Origin of the sequence: uncultured Amaricoccus sp., from assembly GCF_937858865.1 — a bacterium.
Lineage (GTDB): Bacteria > Pseudomonadota > Alphaproteobacteria > Rhodobacterales > Rhodobacteraceae > Amaricoccus.
Genome location: NZ_CALLYO010000042.1, coordinates 1 through 2157, shown reverse-complemented (window position 1 = coordinate 2157; position 2157 = coordinate 1). Strand labels below are relative to the sequence as shown.

Below are 2157 nucleotides of genomic sequence, written 5' to 3'. Positions count from 1 at the left end.
GCGCCGGCCCAAAAAGTGTTTCGGTGGAGTAGATTGTTTGGACGGTCCGGGGGTGCGCCGTGGCATTGTGCTGCTGCGGAAGCTCGGGAGGGTGTCATGCTGACGCGTCTGCACGCCAACGCCACCACGACGCCGAAGGTGCGGGCCGAGATCCAGGCCTCGTCTGAGAGGGTGGCGGTGCTTGCCGCGCGCTACGGGGTCTCCGAGACCACGATCCGCCGCTGGCGCAGGCGCACCGGCACCGAGGACCGCAGCCACGTGCGCCACAATCTCGGGCAGGCGACCTCGCCGGTCGAGGAGGCGATCATCGCCGAGCTCCGGACCCTCGCCGGGCTCAGCCTCGACGACATCACCGAGGTGATGAACCGCTGCGTCAACCCGAAGCTCTCGCGCGGCTCGGTCTGGAGGGCGCTGCGCCGCGCCGGCCTCTCCGGGCGGCAGCGGCGCGGCGCGGCGCCCGGGGGGACGCCCGGGGCGCCGGGAGACCACAGGGCGCGGCCGCAGCGCTTCGAGGACGCCGCCTTCGGCTTCGTCCACGTCGACCTCAAGTATCTGGCGAAGCTCGGCGGGCGGAGCGAGTTCGTCTTCGTGGCCATCGAGCGCAGGACCCGCTTCGTCTGGGTCGAGATCGTACCCGGCCGTGGCGCCCGGGCGATCGCCGCGACGATGGCGCGCTTCCTCGAGGCCTTCCCCGGCGGGGTCCACACCGTGCTCACCGACAACGGTTCGGAGTTCACCGACCGCTTCGGCGGCCACGTCCCGCAGCGGACGGGCCGGCCGAGCGGCCGCCATCCCTTCGACCGCCTCTGCGCCGCCCGCGGCATCGAGCACCGCCTGACCCGGCCCTACACCCCGAAGACCAACGGCATGGTCGAGCGCTTCAACCGCCGCCTCGGCGAGGCGATCGAGGGCCATGCCCGCTTCCGCGACGACCCCCACCGCCGCGGCACCTTCGCCAGCCACGCCGAGCGCACCGCCTTCATCCTCGACTTCGTCGAGGCCTACAATCGCACCCGGCTCCGATGCCTCGCCTACCAGGCACCTCTCGACGCTCTCACCAATCAGCTCGGAGACAACACCCAGCGGCGCGACGGGGTGCGCCTTACTTGAACAGTGCGCTCAGGTGGTCGTTGAGGTAGAAGCCTTCGGGATCGCGGTCGCGTCGCAACGCCCGGAAGTCGTTCGCCCGCGGATAGATCGAGGTGACATCCTCGCCGGTAAGGAAGTGCATCTTTCCCCAGTGTGGGCGCACACCGTAGCCCCGCAGGATCCTGTCGACCGCGCGGAGATAGTTCCAGTAGTCCTTGCCCGGCTCGCTCGAGACCGACACCGTGACGCTGTCCTGCCGGTAGAAGGGACTCATCCAGGCCTCGTCGCCGGCGGTGAAGCGATACTCGATGGGATAGATCGCCTCCGGAAACTCTTCCATCATCAGCCTGCGCACGGCGCGCACCGCGTCCTTGCCGTGCTCGACAGGCACCGCGTATTCGAGCTCGTGGAAGTTGGCGATGTACTCGATCGGATAGACGTCGGAGCTGTAGGCCACCTTCTCGAATTCGGACTCGAAGGGCTCATCCTCGGTGATGTCCATGACCTTCATCTCGCAGACGTCCGTCGTGCGTCCGGACTTCGAGGTGGCGGCCGTATCGGGCAGGCAGTAGCAGTGGCGGCTCTGCTCGGTCATGCACCAGAAGAAGCTGAAATGCCGGTGGCTTGCGGCCAGCTCGTCGTGCATGTCCATCGCCGCCTCGAAGTCCTCGCGCCAGATCCTCTCGCGCAGCCTGTAGCTATCGGTCAGCTGAAGGGTCATCTCGGATATGACCCCAAGGGTGCCGAGTGACACTCGGCCGGCAAGGAGCAGGTCGGGTGTGGACTCGTCGACGACAAGGATCTCGCCGTTCGGCTGGATGAGCTTCATTCCGACGATCGCATCGGCGAGCACCGGCAGCCTTGCGCCGGTTCCGTGGGTGCCGGTGGTGAGCGCGCCGGCAATCGCCTGGCTGTCGATGTCGCCCTGGTTGACCATCGACAGGCCTTCCTGCTTCAGCACGCGGACGAGTTCGTTGATCGTCGTGCCCGCCGAAGCGGTCACCCGCCGTCGCTCGCGATCGATATGCCGGACGCCCTTCATGTTCGATAGTGTCAGGTGCAGCCCGT

At 67.7% G+C, this 2157-nt stretch carries 2 protein-coding genes; one reads left to right on the top strand and one right to left on the bottom strand.

Going from position 1 to position 2157, the window contains the following annotated elements; translation table 11 throughout:
- Positions 1-96: 96 nt before the first annotated feature.
- Positions 97-1110, top strand: coding sequence for a DDE-type integrase/transposase/recombinase (locus Q0112_RS01130; protein ID WP_297970345.1), 1014 nt, complete (start codon positions 97-99; stop codon positions 1108-1110).
- Here Q0112_RS01130 and Q0112_RS01125 read toward each other — a convergent pair.
- Positions 1103-2157, bottom strand: a 1055-nt coding sequence (locus Q0112_RS01125; RefSeq protein WP_297970343.1) for a D-arabinono-1,4-lactone oxidase, incomplete at its 5' end; no start/stop codon positions are given. The genes Q0112_RS01130 and Q0112_RS01125 overlap by 8 nt on opposite strands.

What these genes read in the sequence shown, in the direction of transcription:
- Q0112_RS01130 (WP_297970345.1), top strand. Translation starts at nt 97, where the DNA reads ATGCTGACGCGTCTGCACGCCAACGCCACCACGACGCCGAAGGTGCGG.